This window comes from Pseudomonas sp. D3-10, from assembly GCF_051132175.1.
GTDB lineage: Bacteria > Pseudomonadota > Gammaproteobacteria > Pseudomonadales > Pseudomonadaceae > Aquipseudomonas.
Genome location: NZ_CP071668.1, coordinates 5,321,318 through 5,348,268, shown reverse-complemented (window position 1 = coordinate 5,348,268; position 26,951 = coordinate 5,321,318). Strand labels below are relative to the sequence as shown.

Sequence of the window (26,951 nt, the reverse complement as noted above, 5' to 3'; positions counted from 1 at the left end):
TCCTACAAAAGTGCATCCCCCCGGAAGGGGGGCGCCGATCAGTAACGGTAAGCGTGCGGCTTGAACGGGCCTTCGACGGTAACGCCGATGTAGTCAGCCTGTTGCTTGGTCAGCTTGGTGACCACGCCGCCGAAACCGCGGACCATTTCCAGGGCCACTTCTTCGTCGAGTTTTTTCGGCAGTACTTCCACAGTCAGGCGCTCGGCTTTCTGGGCCGGTGGCAGGTCGGCGTATTTCTGGCCGAACAGGAAGATCTGGGCCAGGACCTGGTTGGCGAACGAGCCATCCATGATGCGGCTTGGGTGGCCGGTGGCGTTGCCCAGGTTGACCAGGCGGCCTTCGGCCAGCAGGATCAGGTAGTCATCGTTCTGCGGATCGAAGCTGCCAGTGCCGGTGCGGTGAACCTTGTGGACCTGTGGCTTCACTTCTTCCCATGCCCAGTTCTTGCGCATGAAAGCGGTGTCGATCTCATTGTCGAAGTGGCCGATGTTGCAGACCACGGCGCGCTTCTTCAAAGCCTTGAGCATGTTGGCATCGCAGACATTGACGTTGCCGGTGGTGGTGACGATCAGGTCGATCTTGCCCAGCAGGGCTTTGTCGATGCTGGCTTCGGTGCCGTCGTTGATCCCGTCGATGAACGGCGAAACCAGTTCGAAGCCGTCCATGCAGGCTTGCATGGCGCAGATTGGGTCGACTTCGGACACCTTGACGATCATGCCTTCCTGACGCAGGGACTGGGCCGAGCCCTTGCCCACGTCACCGTAGCCGATCACCAGGGCCTGCTTGCCGGACAGCAAGTGGTCGGTGCCGCGCTTGATGGCGTCGTTGAGGCTGTGGCGGCAGCCGTACTTGTTGTCGTTCTTGCTCTTGGTCACCGAGTCGTTGACGTTGATGGCCGGGATTTTCAGCTCGCCCTTGGCCAGCATGTCCAGCAGGCGGTGTACGCCAGTGGTGGTTTCTTCGGTCACGCCATGGACCTTGTCCAGCACGGCCGGGTACTTCTTGTGCAGCAGCTCGGTCAGGTCGCCACCGTCGTCAAGAATCATGTTGGTGTCCCATGGCTGGCCATCCTTGAGGATGGTCTGCTCCAGGCACCACTCGTACTCTTGCTCGGTCTCGCCTTTCCAGGCGAAGACCGGGATGCCGGCAGCGGCAATGGCGGCGGCAGCCTGGTCCTGGGTCGAGAAGATGTTGCAGGAGGACCAGCGCACTTCGGCACCCAGTGCAACCAGGGTCTCGATCAGCACGGCGGTCTGGATGGTCATATGGATGCAGCCGAGGATCTTCGCGCCCTTCAATGGCTGTTCGCCAGAGTATTTGCGACGCAGGCCCATCAGGGCTGGCATTTCGGATTCGGCGATGATGATTTCGCGACGGCCCCAGTCAGCCAGGGACATGTCGGCGACTTTGTAGTCGGTAAAAGCAGCAGGCGTGATAACAGCGCTCATCAAGAGCCTCCATTCGTAATGTATGCGAATGGGCGCCGTTGTGCGTTTAGTGCCTGTGCGGGGAGCCCCGTACAAGCAACGCCCCATCCGAGCCTGACAGGTCGAGCCTGCTGCAGCGCCCCTCGGACAGGTGGCGGGACCGGACCAAAGGGTGGGCCGGGTAAAGCGGGGCGATTATAACGGGCTAAGCGGATCTTCCAAAGGGTTTCTGTCGGCAAATCAAAATTGCCGATGATCGTTATAGGCGCCGCGGCGTAGAGCGGATCTGCACGGTCTGCCATGATGCGGGCATTCATCGGCCAGACGTCCAGGAGTGATCATGAATTTCCACACCCGCAAATGGGTCAAGCCCGAAGACCTCAATCCCAATGGCACGCTGTTCGGTGGCAGCCTGTTGCGCTGGATCGACGAAGAGGCGGCCATCTATGCCATCGTCCAGCTGGGCAACCAGCGCGTGGTCACCAAGTACATCTCCGAAATCAATTTTGTCAGCGCTTCGCGCCAGGGCGACATCATCGAACTGGGTATCACCGCCACGGAGTTTGGTCGTACCTCCATCACCCTCACCTGCGAAGTGCGCAACAAGATCACCCGCAAAAGCATCCTGACGGTGGAAAAAATGGTCTTCGTCAATCTTGGCGAAGACGGCTTGCCCGCCCCCCATGGCCGGACCGAGATCAAGTACGTCAAGGATCAATTCCAGGACGATGCCATCGAATAGGATGGCGATATGCCTCTCATTTGCGGGCACCACTGAACAGCTCCGTACGCCGCGTGTCGTAGCTACATCACGCCACCGGTTCAGGAGCTGTATGGACACTCATAAAGACGGCAAGACCCCTGATCTCTCGGCAGAGGAGCAGCACGAAGTCGACCGCAACCAGCCGCCTCGCGCCGCGGTGTTGCATGAAATCATCCGCACCCAGGGTGACCAGGAATTGGAGCGCAGCGTGGCGGCGCTGTGGTGGTCGGCCCTTGCGGCCGGGTTGACCATGGGGCTGTCGCTGATGGCGATGGGGCTGCTCAACTCGCGGTTGCCGGATCATGAAGGTTTCAAGGTGATCGCCAGCCTCGGCTATTGCGCGGGCTTCCTGGCGGTGATCCTCGCGCGCCAGCAATTGTTTACCGAAAATACCCTGACCGCTGTGCTGCCGATCATGAGCAAGCCGACACTGGGCAACTTCGGCCGGTTGTTCCGGCTATGGAGCGTGGTGCTGGTGGGTAACCTCTGCGGCACGCTGCTGGTGGCCTACGTGATGCTGCATCTACCGATTTTCGACCAGCGCACCGACCTGGCCTTTCTCGATATCGGTCGCAAGGTCATGGAAAACGACACGGGCCAGATGTTCGCCAAGGGCATCATCTCCGGCTGGATGATCGCCACCATGGTCTGGATGATCCCGTCCATGGAAAGCGCCAAGATGTGGATCATCGTGCTGATCACTTACCTCATGGCGCTTGGGGATTTCACCCACATCGTCGTCGGCTCGGCCGAGGTGTCTTACCTGGTGTTTGCCGGCCAGCTGTCGTGGGAAGACTTCTGGATGGTGTTCGCCGCACCGACGTTGGCGGGGAACATTATTGGCGGCAGTTTCATCTTCGCGCTGATCAGCCACGCCCAAGTGCGCAGCGAGACCAATACGCCCCTCAGTCGGCAAGGCGTGCCACGGCGCCCAAGCGACGCTGCCGAAAAATAAAGTAAAGCGCGGCCAGTACGGTCAGCCCGCCAACCAGGGCGCCGGTCCACGGCAGATCCGCAAGGTCGGCCCCGCTGGCGACGACCAGGCCGCCGATCCACGCGCCGGCGGCATTGCCAAGGTTGAACGCGCTCTGGTTCAGGGTCGAGCCGAGGTTCGGGGCCTCATGGGCCTGGTCAATGATCAGCAGTTGCAGGATCGGACAAAGGGCGAAGGCAAAGACGCCCCACAGCACCAGGGTAATCGCCGCCGGGATCACCGATCGGCTGGTCTGGCTGAAGGCGGCGAGCACCAGCACCACGGCCAGCGCCATGCCCACCAGGGATGGCAGCAAGCGCCGGTCGGCCAGGCGTCCACCGAGGAAACTCCCCGCCGTCAGGCCGACCCCGAATAGCAACAGCATGACGGTGACACCGTGAGGGCTGACGCCGGTGATGTCCTGCAGGATCGGCGCGATGTAGGTGAATACGCTGAACAGGCTGGTGGAGGCCAGCACGCTCATGCCCAGGGCCAATAACACGTTGGCCTTGCCCAATACCTTGAACTCGCTGGCGAGGTTGGCCTTGTCCATCGGGATTTCCTTTGGCAGCCAGACCCACTGGGCGATGGCCGCGATCACACCGATCACCGACACAGCCCAGAACGTCGACCGCCAGCCGGCATATTGGCCCAAGGCCGTACCCAGCGGCACGCCCAGGACATTCGCCAAGGTCAGGCCGGTGAACATCATCGCGATCGCCTGGGCTCGTTTGTTCGGCGCCACCAACCCGGCCGCCACCACCGAGCCGATACCAAAAAACGCCCCGTGGCATAACGCAGTGATGACCCGGGCGGCCATGAGGGTGGTGTAGTTCGGCGCCAGGGCGCAGAGCACGTTGCCCAGAATGAACATTAGGGTCATTCCCAGCAGCGTGGCCTTGCGCGGCATGTTCGCGGTGCCGATCGCCAGGATCGGCGCGCCGAACACAACCCCCAGGGCATAACCGGTAATCAGCAACCCGGCGTGAGGAATACTCACGGCCAGGTCTCGGGCGACGTCGGGCAGCAAGCCCATGATGACGAATTCGGTCGTGCCGATGCCAAAAGCGGCAACGGCCAAAGCAAGCAAGGCGAGTGGCATGCGCAAGGTCTCTGTCTGTAGTCTTGACGCTCGGATCAGGCATACGCATGCCGACGCCTTGGTTCGGACGAACGAGGCGGCGGCAGAATTATTGGAATTGGTCTATGCGCAACTGAGTGCGGCGTGGTCGAGTGCAGTATAAACGGCTGCTAACGGATCGCGAGTCTATTCTGCAGGCGTAATGGAGCGCGTGTTCTTAGGCATGCACTGCCTGAAAGAACCTTTCGGCTGGCAGCGACTCTTAGCCTGCGGGCTGGTGCAGGTTGGCATGCTGGTGATGAAACCCTGAGATGCTTGCCTTCGAATCTCTAAAACTAAAAAAGGAAAATGCGGTATGACAGTTGCCCTGTGGTGTGTTTTGATCGCTTTTCTCCTGCCTTACCTGTGTATCGGCATCGCCAAGGCAGGCGGGAAATATAGGCTGCAAGATAACCACGATCCCCGGGACTTTCTCGACTCACTCGAAGGTGCTCCCCGGCGCGCCTACGCCGCGCAACTGAACAGTTTCGAAATCGCTCCGTTCTTTGCCGCCGCCGTGATCGTTGCGCACCTGGCCGGCAATGCCGAACTGGTGACCATCAACGTCCTGGCTGTGTTGTTCATCACCAGCCGCCTGCTCTACATCATTTGCTATTTGGCCGACTGGGCAGTCTTGCGTTCGCTGGTATGGTTCGTGGGGGTAGGGTTGGTGGCGAGTTTCTTCTTCGTTTCGGCTTGAACCCGGCTTTGGCGTTTCGGTGTTTTTGCCGGCCTCTCGCGAGCAAGCTCGCGATGGGGCCGGGACAATAAACACGTCCTTCAAGGATTGGCGCTGACCGCATTCGCCACCTGCGGCACCTGAGGCAACGCCATCCCCTTGGGCCACAGCATCCAGATCTGGCCTTGTTGCTTCATATCCCCCGCCAATTGCCCGGCGGCGTCGCCCGTGCCCCAGAACAGGTCCGCACGCACTTCGCCGGTAATCGCACCTCCCGTGTCCTGTGCTGCAACGGGGCGGTTCAAAGCGCTGCCGTCGGGTCGAGTCGTGGACAGCCACAACAGACTGCCCAAGGGAATTACCTTGCGGTCCACGGCCACGCTGTAGCCCGCGGTCAAAGGGACGTTCAGCGAGCCTCGCGGGCCTTCATTGCTGTCGGGGTTGCGGTTGAAGAATACGTAGCTCGGATTGCTGGCCAGCAATTCGGGAATACGGTTCGGGTGGGCCTTGGCCCAGGCACTGATGGTGCCCATGGTCACGTCTTCTTTTTTCAGCTCGCCCTGCTCAACCAGCCAGCGGCCAATGGGGCGATACGGGTGGCCGTTCTGGTCGGCATAACCGATGCGCAGTTGGCGGCCATCATCGAGACGGATGCGCCCCGACCCCTGGATTTGCAGGAATTGCAGGTTCATCGGGTCTGTCAGCCAGGCGATGACAGGCGCCTTCACCCCGTTGTTCTCGATGGTGGCGGCGTCGTCATACGGCTTGAGCACCCGGCCTTCGAGACGGCCGCGCAGGCGTTTGCCCTTGAGCTCGGGATAAATGCTGTCCAGCGACACAATGATCATGTCCTCCGGTACACCATAGACCGGCACGTTGGCGGTGGCAGTCTGGGTGAGGCTGCCGGGATAGACCGGTTCGTAGTAGCCGGTAATCAGGCCGTTGGGGCTGTTGTCCCCCGAACGCAGACCATAGACATCCAGGGTCTGCTTGAGGAAGTTGCGAACATCCTGTGGGGTCTGCGGCACATTCACCGCTGCCGCGCAGGTTGGGCCCCAGCTCGCGTCCGCCTTGAGCCGGACGCACGCGCTGCGCCAGGAGCCGAAGCCGGCCAGCAGGTCCTCATCGGACACCGGCGGCAACGCTTCCCAAGGTGCGTTGACGTAAGTGGCAAGGGCGTGGGTCTTGGGTTCTTCGACCTTTTCGCCGCGATTGCAGCCGGCCAGCAGCACGATCAACGGCAGTGTCAGCGCCAGGTTTTTGTGCCATGACTTGAAGCGGCTATTCATGAAGGTTTCCTTTGCAATCGTCGGGTGCCTTCGCGCACTCGACAACCCGTATTGTTGATAGGGCCATTGGTCTTTTCTGGCGACCCGGGGATACTAACGGCCGTTTCCTGTCCCGAGGCAAAGATGTTTGTAAGACGATTTTCCATGGCTGTGCTGGCCTGCCTGATGTTATCCGGCTGCGGTGGCGTCGATCCCAACTCTCCCCTGGGCCAGCGCAAGGCGATTTTCAAACAGATGCTCAAGACCAGTGAAGAACTGGGCGGCATGCTGCGCGGCCGAGTTCCGTTCGACGGCGTGCGTTTTGCCGACGGCGCGGTAAAGCTGGACCAACTGTCTCACGAACCTTGGAAGCACTTCCCGCCGGTTCGTGAAGAAGACCACACCAGCGCCACGGATGAGGTTTGGCAAAAGCAGGCGCGCTTTCAGGAACTGGCCCGCAATCTTGAGGCGGCCACCGGTGAATTGGTGACGGCCAGCAAGGTCCAGCCTTACAGGGCCAGCAACCTGGGGCCGGCGGTGCAGAAAGTCGAAGATGCGTGCAGTGCCTGCCATAAAGAGTTTCGCAATCACTGATCGTGAAGCAGTGGGCAGTTTCAAAGCATGGCGCTTTGAGCTTGCCGCTTGAAACTTGCAGCTTGCCGCTTATTTATCCAACTCATCCACCGCTTCTTGCAATTCCTTGCGGGAAGCCGCCAGTTTGTCTTTACGCTTGTTGATTCGCTCCGCGTCGCCTTTCTTCATGGCTTTTTCCAGGTCGGCCTGGCGACGACTCACCTCGTGCTTGGCCTCGAGGACCTTGTTTTCCCGCTCCTTGCGCAAGGATGCGTCCGTGCAATGAGTGGTCACTTCGTTCAGCGCTGTTTCGAGCCCTGCTTGCTGGGCCGAATTGCCTAGGGACTTGGCCAGTTCGATCTGGTTGATGATGCCCTGGCGCTTTGCCGCGCACCCGGTCAGCTCCGGGGGTTGCTCAGTTGCCATCAAAGGCGAAGCCATGGCACCGCACAGGGCGAGCAGGGCAACGGGGGACAGGAAATTCATAGCAACTCCGTATAAAGACTCTCGGGCGGTCGGTGTAGATGCGCTGTTGGAACGCATGTCCGCCCCTTGGGTTCAACCGCGCCGGGTCGAATCAGAAACCGTCGACGCCAGCGGTGTGTAGTGTTTCTCTCAAGGCCAGCACCTGCGGGTCGCGAAAAAAAGCGCTCAGTTGCGCGGCGCGTCCCGGCCCGATACCGGCTTCGGCTTGCCATTGTTCAATGCTGCGCCCAGCCAGCGCCTGCCACGATCCGTCCAGCTTGGCCTCAGCAGTGGGCGGCAGGCCAAGGGCCTTGAGCCATTGCCGAAAAGGCTGCTGCCGTGCGCTGTGCAGGCTGGCCAGCAGGCGGGCGCTGCTGCGCTCGCCGAAACCGGCAATGTTAGCAAGCTCCGTGGCATCGAGGGTCAACCAATCCAGTAATCCGTCGAGTCGACCCGCGGCCAGCAGCTTTTCCCAGGTGCCGGGGCCGACATGGGGCAGGCCGAGCCCATGTTTGCCACTGAGCCAGTTCAAGCGCGCAAGGAACTGGCTTTCGCAACCGGGCGTCGGCTGCCAACAACTCAGGAAATGGTAGTTGGCGGCGATCGGTACCTCGAGGTCCGGGCGCTCGACGCTGCGCAGTACAACGCTGTCGAGCCGTGGAATGGTCAACCCGGCCAGGCTGATGGCCACCTGGTCGCCGGGGCGGATGTCCATCTGCTCCCAACGCTTGAGCGAGCTGACGCTTACCCGCTGGATCTGGCGATCATCGAGCGTCACGGGCTCAAGCTCCAGCACGGGTGTGATGCGCCCGGTACGGCCGATCTTGAAACGCACCTTGCGTACCTGCGCCAGGGCCTGGGCGTACGGGTACTTCCAGGCCACGCTCCAGAACGGCGCCCGGGCCTGCCAGCGGTCGGCCGGTGGGCGGTGGCTCTGGCGCAGCACGATTCCATCGCTGGCAAATGGCAGGGGCGTGCGATACCAGTGGTTGCGCCAGTGTTCGGCATCGGCCAATGCCTCGACAGGCTGGCTGTAGCCGGTCGTATCGGCAAAGCCCAGCTCGTTCAGCGCGGCGATCCGTTCGGGCAGGGTCGCCGGGCCCTCGGGCCAGTCCCAAACAAACAGGCCGATTCCTGATGCCTGGCCGGGGGGCAGGTCTTTGCGGGCCATCAACCCGGCCACCGCCGATCGGGCATTGAGTCCGCCACGAGTGGCTTGTACATGATCGTCGAGCCGCCAATACAACTCGCCCTGAACGAGCAGGTCCGTGGGTTGACGCAACTGGCGGGGAATGGCCTCGATCTTGTGGGCGTTCGAAGTCCAGTCGTGCCCGTGGTTGCCATCGCCGCGGCTGATTGCCTGTTGCAGGTGCCCACCGTGATAGATAAGGGTCACCGCGACACCATCGACCTTTGGCTGGACCCAGACGTCCGATCGCCCTTCAAGCCAGTTCCCCACGGCTTTGGCATCCTGGAGTTTATCCAGGCCCGTATGAGCGACAGGGTGCGGTACTTTTCCGCCCGCCGTTCGCAAGGACGAGGCTAGGGGGGCTAGGCCCTGGCAACGGCGCCATTGCTCCAGCTGCATGCGGGACTGGTCGTACAGCTCGTCGGCCACCAGGGCGCGGCCGAGGCGATGATAGGCATCGTCCCAGGCGTCGACCTGTCGCTGGAGGATGTCGACCTGCGCCTGGGCGCGCTCCTTGGGCCAATCGGGGCACGGCGCAGCAATGGCCGGGGCCACGAGTGATAGATAACAGGCGAAGACGCGCAATAACGGCAGCATCGAAGCATCCTTGCTAAATGAGGTACTCGAAGGCTAGCCGCTGCCGTGAAAGGCGCGAGGCCTGGAGCGTTACGGGGTTTTACGAAGAAATGAAGGCGAATCGCCGACGGTACAGTCCGGGTCGATCTGGCTGCGCAACTGTCCCTTGAACCCGTCGGTGGCCGGTGCAGAATGGGCGCTCGATCCGATCTGCCAGGAGTGTAAACGATGGACCTGACGACGCTCGCTGTCTTCCTCCCTGCCTGCTTCGCGCTGAACATGGCGCCGGGCCCGAACAACCTGCTATCGATCAGTAACGCCTCGCGTTATGGTTTCGTCCGAGCGTGCAGCGGCGGAGTGGGTCGACTGGTGGCCTTTGCCATCATGATTGCCCTGGCGGCGGTGGGGCTGGCGGCTGTGTTGCACACCTCGGAATTGTTGTTCCTGGGCATCAAGCTTGTCGGCGCCGGCTATCTTTTTTACCTCGCCGTGCAGTTATGGCGCGCGCAGCCTGACGCCGGCAGCGAGGCGGCGACCAAGTCGATGAGCATGGCCAGCCTGGCGCGCCAGGAATTTCTGGTGGCAATCGGCAATCCCAAGGCGATTCTTTTATTTACCGCTTTCCTGCCGCAGTTCGTTGATCGTGCTGGCACTGTCACTCAGCAGTTCGCCGTATTGGGCGGGCTGTTCCTCGCCCTGGAATGCGTGGCGATCGGCTTGTATTGCTACATGGGCATTTATGCGCGGCGATTGTTTGCCCGGCCTAGCGGCAAGCGCTTGTTCAACCGGATGTGTGCGGCGTTGCTGGCGAGTGCTGCTTCGTTCTTGCTGGTGGCGCGGCGGACGTAGCAATACCCCTTTGTCAAAACGCAAAAAAAGCCCCTGGCGACCGAGTCGCCAGGGGCTTTTTCATTGCAGCGGATGTTACAGGCCGGCAGCGGCGCGCAGGGCGTCGGCGCGGTCGGTTTTTTCCCAGGTGAACGTGGTGAAGGTGTCGTCGCCGACGGTCTTGGTCTGCGGCGTGCGACCGAAGTGGCCGTAGGCTGCGGTGTCCTGGTACATCGGGTGCAGCAGGTCGAGCATAGTGGTGATCGCGTATGGACGCAGGTCGAACACTTCACGCACCAGCTGGATGATCTTGTCGTCGCCGATCTTGCCGGTGCCGAAGGTATTCAGCGAGATGGACGTAGGTTGGGCTACGCCGATGGCGTAGGAAACCTGAATCTCGCAACGCTCGGCCAGGCCGGCGGCGACGATGTTCTTGGCGACATAACGACCGGCGTACGCCGCCGAACGGTCAACCTTGGATGGGTCCTTGCCGGAGAACGCGCCGCCGCCGTGACGCGCCATGCCGCCGTAGCTGTCGACGATGATTTTGCGACCGGTCAGGCCGCAGTCGCCCACCGGGCCGCCAATGATGAACTGGCCGGTCGGGTTGATGTGGAACTGGGTGTCCTTGGACAGCAGTTCGGCAGGCAGCACGTGCTTGACGATCAGTTCCATCACGCCTTCGCGCAGGTCCTTGTAGGACACTTCCGGGTTGTGCTGGGTCGACAGCACGACGGCATCGATGCCGACGACCTTGCCGCCTTCGTAGCGGCAGGTCACTTGCGACTTGGCATCCGGGCGCAGCCAAGGCAGCAGGCCGGATTTGCGGGCTTCGGCCTGACGCTGGACCAACTGGTGCGAGAAGGTGATCGGAGCCGGCATCAACACGTCGGTTTCGTTGCTGGCGTAGCCGAACATCAGGCCTTGGTCGCCGGCGCCCTGGTCTTCTGGCTTGGCGCGGTCAACGCCCTGGTTGATGTCCGGGGACTGCTTGCCAATGATGTTCATCACGCCGCAGGTCGCGCCGTCGAAGCCGACGTCGGAGCTGTTGTAGCCAATGCCGAGGATCACGTCGCGAACGATCTGTTCCAGGTCGACCCAGGCCGAGGTGGTGACTTCGCCGGCGATGATCGCCACGCCCGTTTTCACCAGAGTCTCGCACGCCACGCGGGCGAACTTGTCTTCAGCAATGATGGCGTCCAGCACCGCATCAGAAATCTGGTCGGCGATTTTGTCCGGATGCCCTTCAGACACGGACTCGGAGGTGAAAAGGGAGTATTCGCTCATCTCGATGTTTTCCTACAAGTTACCGATGGTGAGTGTCGCCAGCCGGCCGCTGAAAATGGCGGACCTGTATCTGGAAACCATTACGTAAGCCTACATAGAGGCTTTCCCCGGGCACGAGGCCCGCAGCGGTGGCCCAACGGGCCAGATCGTCCTGTTCAAACCCCAGCCAGAGATCACCGCAGGCCTCCTTGGCCCAACTCTGGTTGTGGCTGCATAACTCTGTCACCAACAGGCTACCGCCCGGTTGCAGCAGGTTGGCCATGTGCTTGAGCGCGTCGGCCGGTGCGGCAAAGTGGTGGAGCACCATGTTCAATACAACGCAATCGGCCCGCAGGCTCACGCCGTTCAGGGCATCGGCCAATTGCAGGCTGACATTAGCCAGGGACTCGCGCTCACATACCTGGCGGGCCAGTTCGAGCATCGCCGGGCTGTTGTCCAACGCTGTCACCTGGCTGAAGCGACGCGCCAGTTCCGGCAGGAAAGCGCCGTCGCCGGGGCCGACTTCCATCGCCGTGGCACAGGGGCCGAAGCTCAGCTTGTCGAGCAGTGCCACGACGCTGTCACGGTATTGCGGCAGCCCGGCGATCAGGTCCTGCTGGGCGCGAAATTTCTCTGCTACTCGTGCGAAAAAATCCTGGCTGGCGGCGGCGCGTTGCCCGTGGACCTGGGCAATGCGGTCCTGTACCTCCATCGGCAGGTCCAGCTCGTCCACTTCTTCGAGCAGCGCGGCGTGCAGCTTGCCACCCAGAAGCTCGGTGTGGGGCAGGGCGCGCCGATAGAAGATCGCGTTGCCTTCGCGCCGCGTAGCCACCAGGTCGGCCTGGGCCAGGACCTTGAGGTGATGGCTCATGCCCGACTGGCCAATGCCGAAGATCTGCGCCAGCTCCAATACACCGAACGAGTCGTTCGCCAGGGCGCGCAATACATTGAGCCGCAACGGATCGCCGCCGGCCTTGCAAAGGGCCGCCAGCTCATCGCTGTCATCATGGCGAATGGAAGGCACGCGTAAGTTCATGGGCGGCAGTCTAGTGACGGGCCTGGTCCATCGCAAGGCCAATATCAAAAAGTTTTGATATTGCTCGATAAATGGCACTTCCTTGCGTGTGCTTGACTCTACCCACCATCAGCGGAAAGGTTTCACCTGCCCGATGCGACTTTATCCGCCGCAAATATCGCCTTTGGACGAGTATCTGATTGCCCCGGGGCGGGTGGGTGAGGGAAAATGCTCGCCTTTTTCAGTTTCGTTATTCAAAACCCAGGAGATCAGCGATGCCCAGCCGTCGTGAGCGTGCCAATGCCATTCGTGCCCTCAGCATGGATGCCGTGCAAAAAGCCAACAGCGGCCATCCCGGCGCCCCCATGGGTATGGCGGATATCGCCGAGGTGCTTTGGCGCGATTACCTCAAGCACAGCCCGAGCAACCCTTCGTTCGCTGACCGTGACCGCTTCGTGCTGTCCAACGGCCACGGCTCGATGTTGATTTACTCGTTGCTGCACCTGACCGGTTATGACCTGTCGATCGATGACCTGAAGAACTTCCGCCAACTGCACAGCCGCACCCCGGGCCACCCGGAATACGGCTACACGCCAGGCGTGGAAACCACCACCGGTCCACTGGGCCAAGGCCTGGCCAACGCCGTGGGCTTCGCCCTGGCGGAAAAAGTCCTGGCGGCGCAGTTCAACCGTCCCGGCCACAACGTCGTCGACCATCACACCTACGTATTCCTGGGTGATGGCTGCATGATGGAAGGCATTTCCCACGAAGTCGCTTCCCTGGCCGGCACTCTCGGCCTGGACAAGCTGATCGCTTTCTACGACGACAACGGCATCTCCATCGACGGCGAAGTCGAAGGCTGGTTCACCGATGACACGCCCAAGCGTTTCGAAGCCTACAACTGGTTGGTGATCCGTAACGTCGACGGTCACGACCCGGAAGAAATCAAGATCGCCATCGAGACGGCCCGCAAGAGCGCTCAGCCAACCCTGATCTGCTGCAAGACCACCATCGGTTTCGGTTCGCCGAACAAGCAGGGCAAGGAAGACTGCCACGGCGCGCCATTGGGGGCCGAGGAAATCGCCTTGACCCGTGCCGCGCTGAAGTGGGAACACGGCCCGTTCGAAATCCCGGCCGACATCTATGCCGAATGGGACGCCAAGGAAAAAGGCCGCGCGGCCGAAGCCGAGTGGGACCAGCGTTTTGCGGCCTATTCCGCCGAATTCCCTGAACTCGCCAACGAACTGGTGCGTCGCCTCAGCGGCGAGCTGCCGGCCGATTTCGCCGAAAAAGCTTCGGCGTACATCGCCGAAATCGCGGCCAAGGGCGAAACCGTCGCCAGCCGCAAGGCCAGCCAGAACACCCTGAATGCCTTCGGCCCGCTGTTGCCGGAGTTGCTGGGCGGTTCGGCCGACCTGGCTGGTTCCAACCTGACCCTGTGGAAAGGCTGCAAAGGCGTGACGGCTGAAGACGCCAGCGGCAACTACATGTACTACGGCGTTCGTGAATTCGGCATGAGCGCGATCATGAACGGCGTTGCCCTGCATGGTGGTCTGGTGCCCTACGGCGCGACTTTCCTGATGTTCATGGAATACGCTCGCAACGCCGTGCGCATGTCGGCACTGATGAAAAAGCGGGTGCTGTATGTGTTCACCCACGACTCCATCGGCCTGGGCGAAGACGGCCCGACCCACCAGCCGATCGAGCAACTGGCGAGCCTGCGCTGCACGCCGAACCTGGACACCTGGCGCCCATGCGACGCCGTGGAGTCGGCCGTGGCCTGGAAACACGCCATCGAGCGCAACGACGGCCCGTCGGCGTTGATCTTCTCTCGCCAGAACCTGCAACACCAGGTCCGCGATGCCGGCCAGATCGGCGATATCAGCCGTGGCGGCTATGTGCTCAAGGACTGTATCGGCGAGCCTGAGCTGATCCTGATCGCCACCGGTTCGGAAGTTGGCCTGGCCGTCCAGGCCTACGACAAGCTGACCGAGCAGGGCCGCAACGTGCGCGTGGTTTCCATGCCATGCACCAGCGTGTTCGATGCCCAGGACGCCGGCTACAAGCAAGCGGTGTTGCCACTGCAAGTCAGCGCGCGGATTGCCATCGAAGCCGCTCACGCTGATTACTGGTACAAGTACGTGGGCCTGGAAGGTCGCGTGATCGGCATGACCACCTATGGCGAATCGGCGCCTGCCTCGGCGCTGTTCGAGGAATTCGGCTTCACCCTGGACAATATCCTGGGGCAGGCTGAAGAGCTGCTGGAAGACTGATCCGCTAATTGTGTCGCCTGGGCTATCGCTTTCGCGAGCAGGCTCGCTCCCACATGAGATTGCGTTTCTATTGTGGGAGCGAGCCTGCTCGCGAAAGCGGTGGTTCAGGCAATGCAGTCTTAACAGGCTCACCCGATCAGAGAACCCCCATGCCCCAACCGCGTCCCTACAAAGTTGCACTCAACGGCTACGGCCGCATTGGTCGTTGCGTCTTGCGTGCGTTGTTCGAGCGAGGGGCGAAGGCTGGGTTCGAGATCGTGGCCATCAACGATCTGGCCGACATGGCCAGCATCGAATACCTGACACGCTTCGACTCCACCCATGGCCGGTTCCCCGGCGAAGTGCGGGTCGAGGGCGACTGTCTGCATATCAATGGCGATTGCGTGAAGGTCCTGCGCAGTGCCACCCCCGAAGGCATCGATTGGGCGTCCCTGGGTGTCGACCTGGTGCTTGAATGCTCCGGCGCCTACAACACTCGCGACGATGGCCAGCGTTTCATCGCTGCGGGCGCGCCAAGGGTGCTGTTTTCTCAGCCGATGGCCAGCGAGGCGGACGTCGACGCCACCATCGTCTTTGGCGTGAACCAGGATTGCCTGACCGGCGAAGAATTGCTGGTGTCCAACGCCTCATGCACCACCAACTGCGGCGTGCCGCTGTTGCGCCTGCTGGACCAGGCCATTGGCCTGGAATACGTGTCCATCACTACGATCCACTCGGCAATGAACGACCAGCCGGTCATCGACGCCTATCACCACGAGGACCTGCGCCGTACCCGCTCGGCCTTCCAGTCGGTGATCCCCGTGTCCACTGGTCTGGCGCGCGGCATCGAACGGCTGTTGCCGGAACTTGCCGGACGAATTCAGGCCAAAGCCGTGCGGGTGCCGACGGTCAACGTGTCCTGCCTCGACATCACGATGCAGACCGTGAGCGATACCGACGCCACCGAGGTCAACCGGATCCTGCGCGAAGCCGCCACCCGCGGCCCGCTCAAAGGCCTTCTGGCCTATACCGAGTTGCCTCATGCCAGCTGTGATTTTAACCACGACCCGCATTCGGCCATCGTCGATGCCAGCCAGACACGTGTTTCCGGGCCGAGGCTTGTGAACATCCTGGCGTGGTTCGACAACGAATGGGGTTTTGCCAATCGAATGCTGGACGTTGCCGAGCACTACCTGCAAACAGCTTCCAATAAACCTGCTCTCTAAACAGTTACCCAGGAATTGCGACCCATGACCGTGTTGAAGATGTCCGACCTCGATCTGCAAGGTAAGCGCGTACTGATCCGCGAAGACCTCAACGTCCCCGTCAAGGACGGTGTCGTCACCAGCGACGCGCGCATCCTGGCCTCGCTGCCGACCATCAAGCTGGCCCTGGAAAAAGGCGCTGCGGTGATGGTCTGCTCGCACCTGGGCCGTCCGACCGAAGGCGAGTTCTCGGCGGAAAACAGCCTCAAGCCTGTCGCCGACTACCTGAGCAAGGCCCTGGGCCGTGACGTGCCCCTGGTGGCTGATTACCTGGGTGGTGTCGACGTCAAGGCTGGCGACGTCGTGTTGTTCGAAAACGTGCGCTTCAACAAAGGCGAGAAAAAGAACGCCGATGAGCTGGCCCAGCAATATGCCGCCCTGTGCGACGTATTCGTGATGGACGCCTTCGGCACCGCGCACCGCGCCGAGGGCTCGACCCACGGCGTGGCGAAATTCGCCAAGGTCGCCGCTGCTGGCCCGTTGCTGGCTGCCGAGCTTGATGCGCTGGGCAAGGCCCTGGGCTCTCCAGCTCAACCGATGGCCGCTATCGTTGCTGGCTCCAAGGTGTCGACCAAGCTGGATGTACTTAACAGCCTGAGCCAGGTCTGCAACCAATTGATCGTCGGTGGCGGCATTGCCAACACCTTCCTCGCCGCCGCTGGACATCCCGTCGGCAAGTCGCTGTACGAGCCGGACCTGCTGGAAACCGCCCGTGAAATCGCCGCCAAGGTCAGCGTGCCGCTGCCGGTGGACGTGGTGGTCGCCAAGGAGTTCGCCGAGAGCGCCGCCGCGACGGTGAAGCTGATCGCTGATGTGGCCGAAGACGACATGATCCTCGACATTGGCCCGCAAACCGCAGCCAATTTCGCCGAACTGCTGAAATCCTCCCAGACCATCCTGTGGAACGGCCCGGTTGGCGTATTCGAATTCGATCAGTTCGGCAACGGCACCAAGGTACTGGCCCAGGCCATTGCCGAAAGCGCTGCGTTTTCCATCGCGGGCGGCGGCGACACCCTGGCCGCCATCGATAAATATGGCGTCGCCGAGCAGATCTCCTACATTTCTACCGGCGGTGGCGCGTTCCTCGAGTTCGTCGAGGGCAAAGTGCTGCCTGCCGTGGAAGTCCTGGAAAGCCGGGCCAAGGCCTGAGGCGACGTTGACCAGGCAAAGGAGTGTTCCGATGGTCAAGACGTTCATGGCGCTGATGGCCGCGACGTTGCTGGTAGCCTGTTCCAGCAGCCCGCAAGGCACGGCGCCAGATAATACGGTGCCGGCGCCCGAAAAAGGCTGTTACCAGGCTGACTGGCAGGCCGAGACCAATCCGGTGCTGAACAAGCGCTCAGGACCGGACGGCCTGGATAAATACGAGACGCAAGCGCCGGTCAAGGAACATGGTTGCCCTTGACGGGTCAGACTCATTAGCTCATGGCGGGCGGCTCGGCCGTCAGCCGAGGAACACGGATGAAAGGCTTTGTCGCCGTTGTGGCGTTGGCATTGTTGGCCGGTTGCTCGCAACTGGGTTTTCTACAATCGTCCGAGCCCGTTGCAGAAGGCTGGACGAGTTGGACATGTGATAGCGGGGCCAAGGTGCTCTGGCGTTATACCGATGCAGCGCGCAAGGAAGTGGATGTTCGCCTGGGTGGCGCAGACAAGGTCTACCGTCTCAAGCTTGAGCCGGGCGCTGAAGGATCGCTGTACAGCGATGACATGCTGGCGCTGCACGTCAAGGGTGAGGAAGGCCTGGCGTATTGGGTCGCCACCAATGACTTGATTGGGCGTGGCTGCAAGGCTGACTGATCTGCCGAAACCCCATGTGGGAGCGAGCCTGCTCGCGAAAGCGATGCCTCAGGCAACGGAGATGTTGACTGCTAGGCCCTCATCGCGAACAGGCTCGCTCCCACAGGGTTTCTTGTTTGTAGTGAGATTTTGTTTCATTGGACACGCAGATCGGGTCAACCCCCGATCCGCAATGACTTGAATAGCCGCCGCCGCTCCGGCAGGCTGGCACGATTAACGACCCTCGACCGGGAGAGATACACACAATGGCACTTATCAGCATGCGTCAGATGCTGGACCACGCAGCCGAGTTCGGCTACGGCGTCCCAGCCTTTAACGTCAACAACCTTGAGCAGATGCGCGCCATCATGGAAGCCGCTGACAAGACTGACTCCCCGGTAATCGTCCAGGCCTCGGCCGGTGCCCGCAAATACGCCGGCGCGCCGTTCCTGCGCCACCTGATCCTGGCAGCGATCGAAGAATTCCCGCACATCCCGGTGTGCATGCACCAGGACCACGGCACCAGCCCTGACGTCTGCCAGCGCTCCATCCAACTGGGCTTCAGCTCGGTGATGATGGACGGCTCCCTCGGCGAAGACGGCAAGACCCCGACCGACTACGAATACAACGTGCGGGTCACCCAGCAGACCGTCGCCATGGCCCACGCCTGCGGCGTTTCGGTGGAAGGCGAACTGGGTTGCCTGGGCTCGCTGGAAACCGGCATGGCCGGCGAAGAAGACGGCATCGGCGCCGAAGGCGTGCTGGATCACAGCCAGATGCTGACCGACCCGGAAGAAGCCGCGGACTTCGTCAAGAAAACCCAGGTCGATGCCCTGGCCATCGCCATCGGCACCAGCCACGGCGCCTACAAGTTCACCAAGCCGCCTACCGGCGATGTACTGGCGATCGACCGCATCAAGGAAATCCACAAGCGCATCCCCAACACCCACCTGGTGATGCACGGCTCGTCCTCGGTACCGCAAGAGTGGCTGGCGATCATCAACCAGTACGGCGGCGACATCAAGGAAACCTACGGCGTGCCGGTTGAAGAAATCGTCGAAGGCATCAAGTACGGCGTGCGCAAGGTCAACATCGATACCGATTTGCGCCTGGCTTCTACCGGTGCCATGCGTCGGTTGATGGCGACCAATCCGAGCGAGTTCGACCCGCGTAAATTCTTTGGCGCGACCGTGACCGCTATGCGGGATGTGTGTATCGCGCGTTATGAGGCGTTTGGTACTGCGGGTAATGCTTCGAAGATTAAGCCGATCTCGTTGGAAGCCATGTATCAGCGGTATTTGAAGGGTGAGTTGAACGCTAAGGTCAACTGAGGCTTCAACGTTGTGAGAAAAACCCGCAGTGATGCGGGTTTTTTAATGGGGCGGATTTGTGTGTATAGCCGGTGCTTGGGTTGGCCGCTTCGAGAGTGAGCTGGTTTTAATCGTCCAGTCCACTCTGCAAAGCGCCCTCAAAGTCTTGTCCGCCATAAAACACGCCCAGAATGGAAACCAGCTCGGCTTCAACAGCAAAGGCGATCACGGTCCGTTTACGGTAGTTTGTGATATGCAAACCCGGGCGTATCTCGTGCCTTTGGTTCCCTCGGTGCGGGAACGTCTGTAGTTCTTCACAGTAGGTCACGATGGCGTCGGTATACCGACGGGCCATTTCCGGCGAAGCCGCTGTGGCAATGTAGCGGTAGAGGGCAGCTAATTGCTCAAGGGCTTCCGGTGCAAACTCGACGGTGTAAGCCATTCACGGTTTCACAGTGGAATTTTCGTGCTCTGCCGCCAATCGGGAGCGCACCTGGTCCACGTTCAATGCTCGCGAGGGATCGGTTTTCAACGCGTCATAAGCTGGGGCCACTTGGCCTACGAGCCAGTTTTCCAACGCACGATCACGAGCTAGCAGTGCTCGGAGGCCATCCCGAATGACTTCGCTTTCAGTGGCGTACTCACCGGCAGCCACCTTGGCTTTCACTACGTCAGCCATCTGGTTAGGCAGCGTGATGCTGAACTGTTGAGTGCTACGCATGATGAGCCTCCTGGGTAAGATGGGATTTAATCCTACTCTGCTCAAAAGAATATGCACATGACCTCCTATCGTCCGATGACTTTGCCTGCGGATTAGGTGAGCTTGCTCGCGCTCGCGGTGTGTCAGTGGATATCACTGCTTTGCCGATTCGCGAACAGGCTCGCACACAGGGGACCTCTATTGGTCTTCGAGGTCGCGCTGTTCAATGATACCGAACACGTCCGTCACGTCTTGGTCGAGGATCCGGGCGACGTTCGTTAGGGTGTTGAAGTCGCCAGCAGCCGAGTCGCGCAAGGTGGCGCAGGCCATGAGCGTCAGGTAGTCGAGCGTGGCATGCAAGCGTTCGCTGGCGCAGGCGTGGAGCTCGGTCAGTGGGACGGTTTTATCGATGAACAGGACGGGCTGGGTGGTGGCGATCGGGGTGAGCGGAGTGAAGCGAGTGGGCAATTGTTCGGCTTTCATGACAAACCTCTAACTCAAATAGGTATTTGCCACCGTTCGCTGCGAAACAAATTTGGTGGCAGCCATGTGCGGGTTCGCAGACCGAGGAGTTAGAGAAACCCGGCAGACCCGAAGATCTCCCACACACAGCCGCCATGAAAAGCCGAGCATAGACAGGAGTGCCTATGTCGATTTCTGACGGTCGTGATTCTAACTCACACGGGCTGCGAAACCCTTGTCCACCAACCAAAGCCAGCAGACCCACCGAACTATAGAGCAGATTCCCAAGGCCAAAATCGGCCCTGTAGGACGCACCGGCCCCCTGTGGCGAGGGAGCTTGCTCCCGCTCGGGGGCGCAGCCCCCGCAAAACCGGTGCATGAGATGGGGCTGGCGGAAAGAAGGGGCCGCTTCGCAGCCCAGCGGGAGCAAGCTCCCTCGCCACATGGTGTAAATTCCTACGAGATTTTAGGACGTGAAAACTCAGGTGTTGTGATCGATATCCAGCACGCTGAACGTCACCTTCCCGCCTTCGCTGGTGTAGCCCGAGTTGTCCTGCACATATACCCCGGCCTTGAAGTACAACGGCTTGTCGCGCCAGGCGCGGCCGACGGTGGTGTACCAACTGTTGCCGGCCGCGGTGATGCCCAGGTCGCCGGTACGATCGAGGTGAATCCGGTAGGAGAAGGATCGATTGAGCTTCACCCCCGTGGCGACGGTGATAACCCTGCCTTCGCTGTCATCGGGGCGCATGCGGACCTTGGCGACGATGTTCCCGGTGTCGCTGTCGTCCTTGTATTGGTATTCCAGCTTGACCATGGGTTTGCTGCTGTCCTTGGCATGGATCTGACCGATGACGATCTTGCCGCTGCTAGGTACCTGATTGACGGCGAGCGTTGCCCTCAGGAAGTTGTCGGCGTCTGGGTAGACCCAATTGCGCAACCTTCCGTCTTTATAGGTTTCGCGCAGTTCACTGCGCGGGTAGATCGCATTTTCAGTCTTGGAGCCCGTCACCGGCGACCAGAAATACACCGTGCTGCCTTGGGAATTGAAATACTTATCCTTGAACCCGTCCACCAGGCGCGGCGTTTCGATGGTTTTCGGCGGGCTGCCTTCGGGAATGCTCAGGTTCCAGGTTGCAAGATCGACCATGTTCGGATCCTTTCTGAGAAAAAGAAATGATTTACGCCACAGCCGGAGGCTCTAAGACGCGCTTTTGCTGAGGCCAGACGCAGGCGCGGACGAAAAATTGGCACGTTCGTCCGGCGAAGGGTTGGCGTCAGCAGACCGTCAGAGTGGCGTTTTGCGGTTTTGTGCCCGAGAGAAGGGACCGCTGGTCGAGAAATTGGATTTTCGAGGGAACGATTACACGATGGCCTTTTGACGCTTGTTGCGTGAAGACATCATGGGCCTGTTGAAACCGAGGGATGAAGGCGGGAACCCATCGCAGCGTCCCTGCTGCAATGGCGGCGGAGCGGGTCGGCGATCAAAGCGTGGTGTGCTTGATTTCCAACTTGCTGAACGTCACTTTCCCGCCTTCAGTGACATAACCGGTGTTGTCTTGCACGTACGCGCCTGCCTTGAAGTAGAGCGGTTTGACTTTCCAGCTTGGGTCAACGGTGGTGCGCCAGTTGTAACCCGCCGCGGAAATGCCCAACGCGCCCTTGGGGCTCAGGTGGATCATGTAGGAAAAGTTGCGGTTGAGCGTCACACCGGTAGCGACGGTGATGACCTGGCCCTCCTTGTCATCCGGGCGCATGCGCACTTTGGCGACGATGTTGCCGGTCGAACTTTTAGTCTTGTATTGGTATTCCAGCTTCACCATCGGGCTGTTGCTGTCCTTTGTGTGAATCTGGCCGATCACGATCTTGCCGGTGCTGGGCACCTGGTTGACCGCCACGGTCGCGCGTAAGGTGTTATCTGCCGCAGGGTAGAGCCAGTTGCGCAATCGTCCGTCGGGAAAGGTTTCCCGCAGCTCGCTGCGCGGGTAACTCGCGTTGGCCGTTTTGGTGCCGGTCACTGGCGCCCAAAAGAATACGGTGCCGGTTTCGGCGTTGAAATATTGGTCCTTGAACCCTTGGGCCAGGCGAGGGGTGTCGATGGTCATCGCCGGGCTGCCTTCGGGGATGCTCAAGTTCCAGGTTGCGAGATCGATCATGTCCAGGTTCCTACGTATCTGATGTAAAAGGTGCACGCCGTGTCGGGAGGCTTTAAACCGCCCTTTGAAGCGTCTCGAAACGCTGGATGGGGCTTTTTGTTGTTGACCGGTCGGCGAATGTTTGACGTCAATTGTTCGTCGAGTAGGTCATTGCAGTTTCTGTGCCTGGAGAGGGTGACCGTTAGTCGGCTATTTCGGGCTTTGTCTGGATGATGGCGCGATGACACCTACTGCTTTTCAAAATCCCGGTCTAGAGTGAGATCACTGTATGTTGTCCGCCTTGTTCCATAAGACGGACATGGCGCCCCGATAAGAGAAGCAGCATGGAATGCGCGCAACCCCCGTTTGGCGAAGACAGCTCCGTCCTTTTGATCGTTGATGACTACCCTGAAAACCTGCTCAGCATGCGAGCGTTGTTGCAGCGTCCGGATTGGCGGGTGATGACCGCCGCCTCTGGTGTCGAGGCGCTCAACATGCTCCTGGAACACGACATCGACCTGGTGCTGCTGGATGTGCAGATGCCGGACATGGACGGCTTCGAAGTGGCGCGCCTGATGCGTGGCAGCCAGCGCACGCGGCTTACGCCCATCATCTTCCTGACGGCCAATGAGCAATCCCAGGACGCGGTCATCAAGGGATACGCCAGTGGCGCGGTGGATTACCTGTTCAAGCCATTCGATCCACAGATCCTCAAGCCCAAGGTGCATGCCTTGCTGGAGCACCAGCGCAACCGGCGCGCGTTGCAGCGTCTGAGCCAGGATCTCGAGGCTGCCCGGGCCTTCAATGCCTCGGTGCTGGACAACGCCGCCGAGGGAATCCTCGTGGTGGATGAGAACGGATGCATTCGGTTCGCCAACCCTTCCACCTGCCGCTTGCTCAACGCCACCGCCGACCGGTTGCAGGGCATGGCGTTCCTCGATTTCCTGCAAAAACCCCACATTCCCGAATGGCTTGATTCCGACATCCATACCGCCTACATGCGCGGCGAAACCTGGCGCTTGCACGATGCCGTGTTGCGTACCGCGCCTGGCCAGCAGGTGTCGGTAGCCTTGTCCTGCGCGCCATTGCCTGCGGAGCAGAGGGCGATGGTGGTCACGCTTCAGGACATGTCGGTGGTTCGTCATCTGCATCAGCAACTCGAATTCCAGGCTGTCACCGACCCCTTGACCGGCCTGCTCAACCGCAGGGGGTTCTATCAGACGGCGGAAAACCTGCTGATGCGCAGCGAGCGGCTGGAAAGCAACTGGGTGTTGCTGTACCTGGATCTGGATGGATTCAAGCGGGTCAACGATTCCCTGGGCCACGATGCCGGTGACCGGGTGCTGCGCTGGGTCTCGGAGCAATTGAAGACGTGCCTGCGTCCGTTCGACATCCTGGCGCGCCTGGGGGGCGACGAATTCACCGCGCTGCTGGATCTGGAACTGCCTGAGCAGGCGGCGAAGATTGCCGAAAAGCTCATCGAGCGGGTCTCGGTCTGCCAGCAGATCGACGGCATGGACGTGACGCTGGGGGCGAGCATTGGTATCGCGACCTATCCGGACTGCGGCTCCAACCTCGACGGTTTGCTGCGCGCCTCCGACATCGCCATGTACGAAGCCAAGCGTGCCGGCCGCCAGCAATACCGTTTCTACGACCATGAAATGAACGGTCGAGCCCGTTCACGGCTGATGCTTGAAGAGAGCGTGCGTTCGGCTATCGAGAACCGTGATTTCAACATGGTCTATCAGCCGCAGGTCAGCATTCGCGATGGGCGCACTCGCGGCTTCGAAGCGCTGTTGCGCTGGCAGCATCCGAGCGTCGGCGACGTGCCGCCAGGCTTGTTCCTGCCGTTGCTTGAGGAGGTACGGTTGATCAGCCGGCTGGGCAGCTGGATTTATCATCGCAGCGCGGCCCAGCGCAAAGTCTGGGAACGCATGTTCGCGGATGACCTGGTGCTGGGTGTGAGCCTTAGCAGTACGCAGTTCGGCATGCCGAACCTGGTCACCGAATTACGCCAGGTGCTGGAGCGCCATGCCTTGAAGCCCCGGCAACTGGAGGTTGAAGTGACGGAAGATGCGTTGATGCGCAACCCCGACGAAACCCATAAGCAGTTGCGGCTGCTGCGTCACCTGGGCGTGCGGGTGGCATTGGACGATTTCGGTTCGGGCCCTTGCTCGCTGGCGCATCTGCGCGATCTTGAGCTCGATACCCTCAAGCTTGATCGGCATTTGATTGCCCGCTTGCCGGACTCGCCACGGGACGCCGCGTTGGCCGCCTCGGTGATCGATCTGTGCGGTCAACTGGGGTTGCGGGTGATCGCCGAGGGGGTTGAAACCGCGGCGCAGTACCAGTGGCTCAGGGATCACGGTTGTGAATATGTACAAGGTTTCCTGGTGGCCCGGCCCTTGATGGCCGAGGATACCGATGCCTTTGCCCGGCCCTTCGACTGGAGCGCGGTGCAGGCCTGAATTCGCTACACTGGCAACCTTTTTGTGATTTGTTGCCGGCCGATGACCACGCTCAAGTACCTCCAGGCGTACCCCGCCGCCCTGCAAGCCCAGGTGCAGCAATTGATTGCCCAGGATCGGCTGGGCGACTACCTGCACCAGCGCTATCCCGGCCGCCATCCGATCCAGAGCGACAAGGCGTTGTATGGTTATGCGCTGCAAATCAAGCAGCAATACCTGCGCAACGCACCGGCGATCGACAAGGTGCTGTTCGACAACCGTCTCGACCTGACCCACCGCGCGCTCGGCCTGCACACGGCGGTCTCGCGGGTGCAGGGCGGCAAGCTCAAGGCCAAGAAGGAAATCCGCATTGCCTCGTTGTTCAAGGACGCGGCGCCTGAATTTCTGAAGATGATCGTGGTTCACGAGCTCGCCCACTTCAAGGAGTCGGACCACAACAAGGCGTTCTATAACCTTTGCGAACACATGCTGCCGGGCTACCACCAGCTGGAATTCGATTTGCGCGTGTACCTGACCTGGCGCGACCTGCAACAAGACAAGGAATGAGTGGATGGACGTCAGCAAGACCAAGAGCAGCTTCTATCGTCGCCTGTATGTGGCTTACCTGATCGACAGCGACCTGGCCAGCAACATTCCCGCGCTCACCGAGGCCACCGGCATGCCACGGCGTACCGCGCAGGATACTGTCGCGGCATTGGCGGACCTGGACATCATCTGTGAGTTCGAACAGCAGCAAGGCGCGCGCAACCATGCCGGGCAGTATCGAATTCGTGATTGGGGGGCGATTGATCGGCGGTGGATCGAGCAGAACCTCGAGCGGATCAAGGCGGTGCTTGGGTATCCCTGAAGTTTTACTGGCCCCATCGTCGGACCGCCGCCCGGAGCTAGCTCGCTCCCGTATTTGAATGCAACCTTGGTGGAAGCGAGCCTGCTCGCGAAGCGGACCTCAGGGACGATGCATACCGATATGTGGAATCCCATCTTCCAGGTACTCCACGCCCACCGCCTCAAACCCATATCGCCCGTAATAACCTTGCAGATGCGCCTGGGCCGACAATGAAATCGACGTATCTGGCCAGTGTTTTTCCGCCTGCTTGAGGGCGTGTTCCATCAGCGCGTGTCCCAACCCCTGGCCTCGTGCTTCGGGCGCGATGACCACCCGACCAATCACCACATCGCTGTTTTGCGAATGTGGATCGAGCAAGCGCAGGTAGGCGACCAGATGGTTGTCGCGCCAAGCCATCAGGTGGCACGTGTCGCCCTCAAGGTCCAGTCCGTCGACATCCGGATAGGCACAGTTCTGCTCTACGACGAACACCTCAGCGCGCAATTTTAGGATGGCGTACAGCTGTTCCTTGTTCAGGTCGTTGTGATGTTTGCAGACCCAGTCGATATCCATTTTTTGAATTTCCTTGAGAACCTGATGCCGATATTAGGCGCCCTTGCGTCGGAAGTCTCTTCTGCGATCAGACGAAAAAACTGTGATAAAGGCCAAAATGCCATCATGGATGTGTCGCGGTCCCGTCTTCTTTGTGTAATCTTTATTCGAGCACTGCGCAGCGGTTTCGATGAGCTAACGTTAGGACCGGATGTCTCAGGACTTCCCTTGAGTTTCGGCTAAAAACAAACCGGGCTTTGAACCCGTCAAGGATGTTTGGCATGCCGCGATTGCATCGAGCTCTTGCTTTGGTCGGATTGCTGTTGCTGAGCCACCACGCCTGCGCGCAGAAGTTGCGCCTGGTCGCGGATGCCTGGCCGCCCTTCACCGATTCGACGTTGATCAATGGCGGCTTGGCCACCGATATCGTCACCACTGCACTGGCACGGGCCGGTTATGCCAGCGACTTCGAGCAGGTACCCTGGGCCCGGGCGATGCTGGGTATCAGTGAAGGGCGCTACGACGTGTTGATCAACGCCTGGTATGCCGAAGAGCGCACCCATGTGGGCCAGTTTTCGGCCGAATACCTGCTCAATCGCGTGCGCTTCATCAAGCGCAAGGACGCGGCCATCGAATTCGACAATCTGCAACAGCTTTACGCTTTTCCTGTCGCCGTGGTGCGCGGCTACGCCTATGCCAAGGCGTTCGACGAGGACGGGCAGATGCAGAAGGTCCCTGTGCATAACTTCGCGATGGCCGTGCGCATGGTGGCCGCCGACCGGGTGAAGCTGACCCTGGAAGACGAATACGTCGCCCGTTACTACCTGGCTCGAGAATCCCCCAAGGTGCGCAATGCCGTGGAATTCCTGCCCAAGCCCCTGAGCGAGAACAGCCTGCACATCCTGGTCAGCCTGAAGACCCCCGAGCATGAGCGGATCGTGGCCGGTTTCGATCGCGAGATTGCGGCGATGAAGGCCGATGGGAGTTATCAGCGGCTATTGAAGGCGCACGGGATGTGAGACCGCAGCGTGGCTGATCTCCTTCGCGAGCAGGCTCGCGAAGG

Annotated in this window: 28 protein-coding genes, 1 pseudogene and 1 riboswitch; of the genes and pseudogenes, 16 read left to right on the top strand and 13 right to left on the bottom strand. The window is 60.6% G+C overall.

Annotation, left to right across the window (positions count from 1 at the left end):
- Positions 1 to 38: 38 nt before the first annotated feature.
- Positions 39 to 1,448: an adenosylhomocysteinase gene (ahcY, locus tag J3P90_RS24270; protein WP_420764995.1), complete on the bottom strand. Its 1,410-nt coding sequence runs from the start codon at positions 1,446 to 1,448 to the stop codon at positions 39 to 41.
- 23 nt (positions 1,449 to 1,471) lie between these two features.
- Positions 1,472 to 1,578: riboswitch (S-adenosyl-L-homocysteine riboswitch) on the bottom strand.
- Between the two features lie 189 nt (positions 1,579 to 1,767).
- Between ahcY and J3P90_RS24265 the strand changes: the two genes are divergently transcribed.
- Positions 1,768 to 2,169, top strand: a complete 402-nt coding sequence (locus J3P90_RS24265; protein WP_420764994.1) for an acyl-CoA thioesterase — start codon at positions 1,768 to 1,770, stop codon at positions 2,167 to 2,169.
- 91 nt (positions 2,170 to 2,260) lie between these two features.
- Positions 2,261 to 3,145 (top strand): formate/nitrite transporter family protein, encoded by an 885-nt coding sequence (locus J3P90_RS24260; protein ID WP_434561847.1) that lies wholly within the window; start codon positions 2,261 to 2,263, stop codon positions 3,143 to 3,145.
- On the opposite strand, the gene J3P90_RS24255 is transcribed toward J3P90_RS24260, so the two are convergent.
- Positions 3,096 to 4,265 carry an MFS transporter gene (locus J3P90_RS24255; protein ID WP_434561849.1) on the bottom strand — a complete coding sequence of 390 codons (1,170 nt, stop codon included), beginning with the start codon at positions 4,263 to 4,265 and terminating at the stop codon, positions 3,096 to 3,098. The two genes, J3P90_RS24260 and J3P90_RS24255, sit on opposite strands and share 50 nt — an antisense overlap.
- 190 nt (positions 4,266 to 4,455) lie before the next feature.
- Here J3P90_RS24255 and J3P90_RS24250 point away from each other — a divergent pair.
- Both J3P90_RS24250 and J3P90_RS24245 read left to right on the top strand, forming a co-directional pair.
- Positions 4,456 to 4,554: pseudogene (locus J3P90_RS24250) on the top strand (EamA family transporter); the annotation flags it as partial.
- A 45-nt stretch (positions 4,555 to 4,599) separates the two neighbouring features.
- A complete protein-coding gene (locus J3P90_RS24245; protein WP_420764991.1) occupies positions 4,600 to 4,983 on the top strand; it encodes an MAPEG family protein in 384 nt (127 codons plus the stop codon).
- Positions 4,984 to 5,063: 80 nt separating this feature from the next.
- Here the strand turns inward: J3P90_RS24245 and mltA are convergent, their stop codons facing one another.
- Complete coding sequence (mltA, locus tag J3P90_RS24240; protein WP_434675504.1) at positions 5,064 to 6,251, bottom strand: murein transglycosylase A; 1,188 nt, start codon at positions 6,249 to 6,251, stop codon at positions 5,064 to 5,066.
- 123 nt (positions 6,252 to 6,374) lie between these two features.
- Here mltA and J3P90_RS24235 point away from each other — a divergent pair, with 123 nt between their 5' ends.
- Complete coding sequence (locus tag J3P90_RS24235) at positions 6,375 to 6,824, top strand: c-type cytochrome (RefSeq protein WP_420764989.1); 450 nt, start codon at positions 6,375 to 6,377, stop codon at positions 6,822 to 6,824.
- 69 nt (positions 6,825 to 6,893) lie between these two features.
- Here the strand turns inward: J3P90_RS24235 and J3P90_RS24230 are convergent, their stop codons facing one another.
- Positions 6,894 to 7,289 carry a DUF1090 domain-containing protein gene (locus J3P90_RS24230; RefSeq protein WP_434675503.1) on the bottom strand — a complete coding sequence of 132 codons (396 nt, stop codon included), beginning with the start codon at positions 7,287 to 7,289 and terminating at the stop codon, positions 6,894 to 6,896.
- Between the two features lie 91 nt (positions 7,290 to 7,380).
- The gene (ligB, locus tag J3P90_RS24225; protein ID WP_434675502.1) at positions 7,381 to 9,054 is read right to left on the bottom strand and encodes an NAD-dependent DNA ligase LigB; all 1,674 of its coding nucleotides are present in this window, start codon (positions 9,052 to 9,054) and stop codon (positions 7,381 to 7,383) included.
- Between the two features lie 207 nt (positions 9,055 to 9,261).
- On the opposite strand from ligB, the gene J3P90_RS24220 reads away from it, so the two are divergent.
- Positions 9,262 to 9,882: a LysE family translocator gene (locus J3P90_RS24220; RefSeq protein ID WP_434675501.1), complete on the top strand. Its 621-nt coding sequence runs from the start codon at positions 9,262 to 9,264 to the stop codon at positions 9,880 to 9,882.
- A 75-nt stretch (positions 9,883 to 9,957) separates the two neighbouring features.
- On the opposite strand, the gene metK is transcribed toward J3P90_RS24220, so the two are convergent.
- Both metK and J3P90_RS24210 read right to left on the bottom strand, forming a co-directional pair.
- The gene (gene metK / locus J3P90_RS24215; RefSeq protein WP_030137860.1) at positions 9,958 to 11,148 is read right to left on the bottom strand and encodes a methionine adenosyltransferase; all 1,191 of its coding nucleotides are present in this window, start codon (positions 11,146 to 11,148) and stop codon (positions 9,958 to 9,960) included.
- A 19-nt stretch (positions 11,149 to 11,167) separates the two neighbouring features.
- On the bottom strand, positions 11,168 to 12,163 hold the full coding sequence (locus tag J3P90_RS24210; RefSeq protein ID WP_420764985.1) for an ArsR/SmtB family transcription factor: 996 nt from the start codon (positions 12,161 to 12,163) through the stop codon (positions 11,168 to 11,170).
- A 254-nt stretch (positions 12,164 to 12,417) separates the two neighbouring features.
- Between J3P90_RS24210 and tkt the strand changes: the two genes are divergently transcribed.
- The 6 genes from tkt to fba all read left to right on the top strand — a co-directional run bounded on the left by tkt (position 12,418) and on the right by fba (position 18,766).
- Positions 12,418 to 14,415: a transketolase gene (gene tkt / locus J3P90_RS24205; protein WP_420764984.1), complete on the top strand. Its 1,998-nt coding sequence runs from the start codon at positions 12,418 to 12,420 to the stop codon at positions 14,413 to 14,415.
- A gap of 149 nt (positions 14,416 to 14,564) precedes the next feature.
- Entirely contained in the window at positions 14,565 to 15,620 is a 1,056-nt protein-coding gene (epd, locus tag J3P90_RS24200) for an erythrose-4-phosphate dehydrogenase (protein WP_420764983.1), read from the top strand.
- A gap of 24 nt (positions 15,621 to 15,644) precedes the next feature.
- On the top strand, positions 15,645 to 16,808 hold the full coding sequence (locus tag J3P90_RS24195; protein WP_420764982.1) for a phosphoglycerate kinase: 1,164 nt from the start codon (positions 15,645 to 15,647) through the stop codon (positions 16,806 to 16,808).
- Positions 16,809 to 16,839: 31 nt separating this feature from the next.
- Positions 16,840 to 17,064 carry a hypothetical protein gene (locus J3P90_RS24190; protein ID WP_420764981.1) on the top strand — a complete coding sequence of 75 codons (225 nt, stop codon included), beginning with the start codon at positions 16,840 to 16,842 and terminating at the stop codon, positions 17,062 to 17,064.
- Between the two features lie 56 nt (positions 17,065 to 17,120).
- Positions 17,121 to 17,456 carry an MliC family protein gene (locus tag J3P90_RS24185; RefSeq protein ID WP_434561867.1) on the top strand — a complete coding sequence of 112 codons (336 nt, stop codon included), beginning with the start codon at positions 17,121 to 17,123 and terminating at the stop codon, positions 17,454 to 17,456.
- A gap of 245 nt (positions 17,457 to 17,701) precedes the next feature.
- Entirely contained in the window at positions 17,702 to 18,766 is a 1,065-nt protein-coding gene (gene fba, locus J3P90_RS24180) for a class II fructose-bisphosphate aldolase (protein WP_003177554.1), read from the top strand.
- A gap of 106 nt (positions 18,767 to 18,872) precedes the next feature.
- Here the strand turns inward: fba and J3P90_RS24175 are convergent, their stop codons facing one another.
- From J3P90_RS24175 to J3P90_RS24155, 5 genes are all read right to left on the bottom strand, one after another.
- On the bottom strand, positions 18,873 to 19,187 hold the full coding sequence (locus tag J3P90_RS24175) for a type II toxin-antitoxin system RelE/ParE family toxin (protein WP_434609084.1): 315 nt from the start codon (positions 19,185 to 19,187) through the stop codon (positions 18,873 to 18,875).
- Positions 19,188 to 19,466, bottom strand: a complete 279-nt coding sequence (locus J3P90_RS24170; RefSeq protein ID WP_420764978.1) for a ribbon-helix-helix domain-containing protein — start codon at positions 19,464 to 19,466, stop codon at positions 19,188 to 19,190.
- A gap of 177 nt (positions 19,467 to 19,643) precedes the next feature.
- Complete coding sequence (locus J3P90_RS24165; protein ID WP_434675500.1) at positions 19,644 to 19,928, bottom strand: fructose-bisphosphate aldolase; 285 nt, start codon at positions 19,926 to 19,928, stop codon at positions 19,644 to 19,646.
- A gap of 460 nt (positions 19,929 to 20,388) precedes the next feature.
- Entirely contained in the window at positions 20,389 to 21,057 is a 669-nt protein-coding gene (locus tag J3P90_RS24160; RefSeq protein ID WP_420764976.1) for a polysaccharide lyase family 7 protein, read from the bottom strand.
- A gap of 334 nt (positions 21,058 to 21,391) precedes the next feature.
- A complete protein-coding gene (locus tag J3P90_RS24155; protein WP_434561871.1) occupies positions 21,392 to 22,063 on the bottom strand; it encodes a polysaccharide lyase family 7 protein in 672 nt (223 codons plus the stop codon).
- Positions 22,064 to 22,386: 323 nt separating this feature from the next.
- Between J3P90_RS24155 and J3P90_RS24150 the strand changes: the two genes are divergently transcribed.
- The 3 genes from J3P90_RS24150 to J3P90_RS24140 are packed head-to-tail and all read left to right on the top strand — an operon-like array spanning position 22,387 to position 25,357.
- Positions 22,387 to 24,510: a putative bifunctional diguanylate cyclase/phosphodiesterase gene (locus J3P90_RS24150; RefSeq protein WP_420764974.1), complete on the top strand. Its 2,124-nt coding sequence runs from the start codon at positions 22,387 to 22,389 to the stop codon at positions 24,508 to 24,510.
- 42 nt (positions 24,511 to 24,552) lie between these two features.
- The gene (locus J3P90_RS24145; RefSeq protein ID WP_420764973.1) at positions 24,553 to 25,056 is read left to right on the top strand and encodes a M48 metallopeptidase family protein; all 504 of its coding nucleotides are present in this window, start codon (positions 24,553 to 24,555) and stop codon (positions 25,054 to 25,056) included.
- Between the two features lie 4 nt (positions 25,057 to 25,060).
- Positions 25,061 to 25,357, top strand: coding sequence for a winged helix-turn-helix domain-containing protein (locus J3P90_RS24140; protein WP_420764972.1), 297 nt, complete (start codon positions 25,061 to 25,063; stop codon positions 25,355 to 25,357).
- 99 nt (positions 25,358 to 25,456) lie between these two features.
- On the opposite strand, the gene J3P90_RS24135 is transcribed toward J3P90_RS24140, so the two are convergent.
- Positions 25,457 to 25,909 carry a GNAT family N-acetyltransferase gene (locus tag J3P90_RS24135; protein ID WP_434609094.1) on the bottom strand — a complete coding sequence of 151 codons (453 nt, stop codon included), beginning with the start codon at positions 25,907 to 25,909 and terminating at the stop codon, positions 25,457 to 25,459.
- A gap of 260 nt (positions 25,910 to 26,169) precedes the next feature.
- On the opposite strand from J3P90_RS24135, the gene J3P90_RS24130 reads away from it, so the two are divergent.
- Complete coding sequence (locus J3P90_RS24130) at positions 26,170 to 26,907, top strand: substrate-binding periplasmic protein (protein WP_434561875.1); 738 nt, start codon at positions 26,170 to 26,172, stop codon at positions 26,905 to 26,907.
- Positions 26,908 to 26,951: the final 44 nt, after the last annotated feature.

Coding starts and splice junctions, on each gene's coding strand:
- J3P90_RS24260 (WP_434561847.1), top strand. CDS start 2,261: ATGGACACTCATAAAGACGGCAAGACCCCTGATCTCTCGGCAGAGGAG.
- J3P90_RS24190 (WP_420764981.1), top strand. CDS start 16,840: ATGGTCAAGACGTTCATGGCGCTGATGGCCGCGACGTTGCTGGTAGCC.
- J3P90_RS24155 (WP_434561871.1), bottom strand. CDS start 22,063: ATGATCGATCTCGCAACCTGGAACTTGAGCATCCCCGAAGGCAGCCCG.
- mltA (WP_434675504.1), bottom strand. CDS start 6,251: ATGAATAGCCGCTTCAAGTCATGGCACAAAAACCTGGCGCTGACACTG.
- J3P90_RS24245 (WP_420764991.1), top strand. CDS start 4,600: ATGACAGTTGCCCTGTGGTGTGTTTTGATCGCTTTTCTCCTGCCTTAC.
- J3P90_RS24140 (WP_420764972.1), top strand. CDS start 25,061: ATGGACGTCAGCAAGACCAAGAGCAGCTTCTATCGTCGCCTGTATGTG.
- J3P90_RS24255 (WP_434561849.1), bottom strand. CDS start 4,265: ATGCCACTCGCCTTGCTTGCTTTGGCCGTTGCCGCTTTTGGCATCGGC.
- J3P90_RS24230 (WP_434675503.1), bottom strand. CDS start 7,289: ATGAATTTCCTGTCCCCCGTTGCCCTGCTCGCCCTGTGCGGTGCCATG.
- J3P90_RS24165 (WP_434675500.1), bottom strand. CDS start 19,928: ATGAAAGCCGAACAATTGCCCACTCGCTTCACTCCGCTCACCCCGATC.
- J3P90_RS24185 (WP_434561867.1), top strand. CDS start 17,121: ATGAAAGGCTTTGTCGCCGTTGTGGCGTTGGCATTGTTGGCCGGTTGC.
- epd (WP_420764983.1), top strand. CDS start 14,565: ATGCCCCAACCGCGTCCCTACAAAGTTGCACTCAACGGCTACGGCCGC.
- J3P90_RS24220 (WP_434675501.1), top strand. CDS start 9,262: ATGGACCTGACGACGCTCGCTGTCTTCCTCCCTGCCTGCTTCGCGCTG.
- tkt (WP_420764984.1), top strand. CDS start 12,418: ATGCCCAGCCGTCGTGAGCGTGCCAATGCCATTCGTGCCCTCAGCATG.
- metK (WP_030137860.1), bottom strand. CDS start 11,148: ATGAGCGAATACTCCCTTTTCACCTCCGAGTCCGTGTCTGAAGGGCAT.
- J3P90_RS24195 (WP_420764982.1), top strand. CDS start 15,645: ATGACCGTGTTGAAGATGTCCGACCTCGATCTGCAAGGTAAGCGCGTA.
- fba (WP_003177554.1), top strand. CDS start 17,702: ATGGCACTTATCAGCATGCGTCAGATGCTGGACCACGCAGCCGAGTTC.
- J3P90_RS24175 (WP_434609084.1), bottom strand. CDS start 19,187: ATGGCTTACACCGTCGAGTTTGCACCGGAAGCCCTTGAGCAATTAGCT.
- J3P90_RS24130 (WP_434561875.1), top strand. CDS start 26,170: ATGCCGCGATTGCATCGAGCTCTTGCTTTGGTCGGATTGCTGTTGCTG.
- J3P90_RS24145 (WP_420764973.1), top strand. CDS start 24,553: ATGACCACGCTCAAGTACCTCCAGGCGTACCCCGCCGCCCTGCAAGCC.
- ahcY (WP_420764995.1), bottom strand. CDS start 1,448: ATGAGCGCTGTTATCACGCCTGCTGCTTTTACCGACTACAAAGTCGCC.
- J3P90_RS24170 (WP_420764978.1), bottom strand. CDS start 19,466: ATGCGTAGCACTCAACAGTTCAGCATCACGCTGCCTAACCAGATGGCT.
- J3P90_RS24265 (WP_420764994.1), top strand. CDS start 1,768: ATGAATTTCCACACCCGCAAATGGGTCAAGCCCGAAGACCTCAATCCC.
- J3P90_RS24210 (WP_420764985.1), bottom strand. CDS start 12,163: ATGAACTTACGCGTGCCTTCCATTCGCCATGATGACAGCGATGAGCTG.
- J3P90_RS24160 (WP_420764976.1), bottom strand. CDS start 21,057: ATGGTCGATCTTGCAACCTGGAACCTGAGCATTCCCGAAGGCAGCCCG.
- ligB (WP_434675502.1), bottom strand. CDS start 9,054: ATGCTGCCGTTATTGCGCGTCTTCGCCTGTTATCTATCACTCGTGGCC.
- J3P90_RS24150 (WP_420764974.1), top strand. CDS start 22,387: ATGGAATGCGCGCAACCCCCGTTTGGCGAAGACAGCTCCGTCCTTTTG.
- J3P90_RS24235 (WP_420764989.1), top strand. CDS start 6,375: ATGTTTGTAAGACGATTTTCCATGGCTGTGCTGGCCTGCCTGATGTTA.
- J3P90_RS24135 (WP_434609094.1), bottom strand. CDS start 25,909: ATGGATATCGACTGGGTCTGCAAACATCACAACGACCTGAACAAGGAA.